This window comes from Halolactibacillus halophilus (genome assembly GCF_900115605.1).
Lineage (GTDB): Bacteria > Bacillota > Bacilli > Bacillales > Amphibacillaceae > Halolactibacillus > Halolactibacillus halophilus.
On record NZ_FOXC01000085.1, the window covers coordinates 1 to 1,667 of the forward strand.

The window sequence follows — 1,667 nt, forward strand, 5'->3', positions numbered from 1 at the left end:
TAAGAAAAGCTCGGCTAGGCCTCGCCCTTTTTGGGCTAGAGGTTAGCCGAGCTTTTCAATTCTGGATTTTTATAAGTGATGCCATGAAGGCTTGTATAATACACAGGAAGCATTTCTCCTCCGCATTTTTCGCAACTAAACCGTGGGGGATCCATTGGATCTCCCGTATCCATCATATCAAACTGTTCAACAACTTCTCTTGGTATATCTTCCGTTACTTTACAACTCCGACAAACGAATTCGACGTTCCCGTTCTCGTATTTCTTTTTCGCGTTCGCTCCAACTGAAACGATACTTTTTGATGGCTGCTTCTGTTTTTTCTTTTTGTGCTTCTTTGTACGCTTCTGACTCAATTCTTTCAACCTCCCGATTAATATAATCTTTGGCCTCTTTATCATTCGCATATTGCACTTCAAGTTGCCCGTTTTTGCGCACAGCTATCCCTCTGAATTCCAATACATTGCCACATTCCGAACATTTTAATGGATCATAGCCAAAGGATTCCTTAATGCTTTCCCTCCAACCTTTCGGTTTGATCATCTTTTTAGCATTAACTAAACGTTTTTTGATACTTTCTTGGTAGATGGTCACTATTTCCTTCATAACTGTCTTAATTCGACGAGAATACAATCCATAGTGACGAATCATTTTAAATTGTTTATCCGGTATATGCCGAATTAACCGTCCAATAAAGGCATCAACGGTTAAAGATTCCACTTTTTCTTCACCATCTTGCTTATCATGGTATTTAAAAACAACGGTTTCTCCGTCATACATGATAATACGATGGAAGGCAATGGGGCCTCGCTTCATATACCGACCAATGTAACCCAAGATTTTTTTCACATCTGTTTTACTACGCTTAGGTGCGTTGACGTAAAATCCTTGCGGATTATTTTTATAGGCTGCTTGAAGTTTTGGTTGAACAATTTTCTTAGCTGCCGGAGATAAAGTACGTCTAATCAGCTTCAATACAACAGTCTGCCACTGCTTACGCAATTTTGTGAATGGAATGAAATCATATGTTTTCCATTTATTCTCTGGTGTGACACCACCCATACTGACAAGCATGTGAATATGCGGATTAAACTCCAACTTAGACCCAAAGGTATGTAACGCTGATACAATACCTGGTTTGAATCCACACTTCTTAAACCATTCATTGAGAAGCCGCGCGGCTTCATCCATTAATTCTTTTAATAACTTCTTTCGGTATTTCCCCGCAAAGATAGATCGCAGACCTTCATCAATCGTGAAAACAACGTGTCGATGGTTACTACGATACATATCATTCGCTTGTATATCTGCCCACTTTTGTGCTTCACCTACTGCACATGTTGGACAGAACTTCCCTTTACACCGAATAGGTATCTTCTTTACCTTCGGACAAGCCTCACATTTAAATGTCAAAAAACCATTTGATAACTCTCCACAGTGTAAAAACTTTTCCACTTCTTCGATGATGACCGGACGCATCTTATCTTTGTTTTCTTTAAGAAACCTAGACCAATGATCACTGAATATGGCTTTTAAAATATTCATTTGAACAGGAATACTTTCTTCATGTGCCATACTATTATCTTAACCCTTTTCCTCAATAAATTTCAACTCTTCATAACGTTCCAACCCTTGGTATATCAACGAAAATTTTATACTTTCCTATACTA

General features: G+C 38.6%; 1 protein-coding gene. It reads right to left on the reverse strand.

What is annotated here, in order from left to right; genetic code table 11:
* Nucleotides 1-219: 219 nt before the first annotated feature.
* Entirely contained in the window at nt 220-1,572 is a 1,353-nt protein-coding gene (locus tag BM098_RS13195; protein WP_089834118.1) for an IS91 family transposase, read from the reverse strand.
* Nucleotides 1,573-1,667 lie beyond the last annotated feature (95 nt).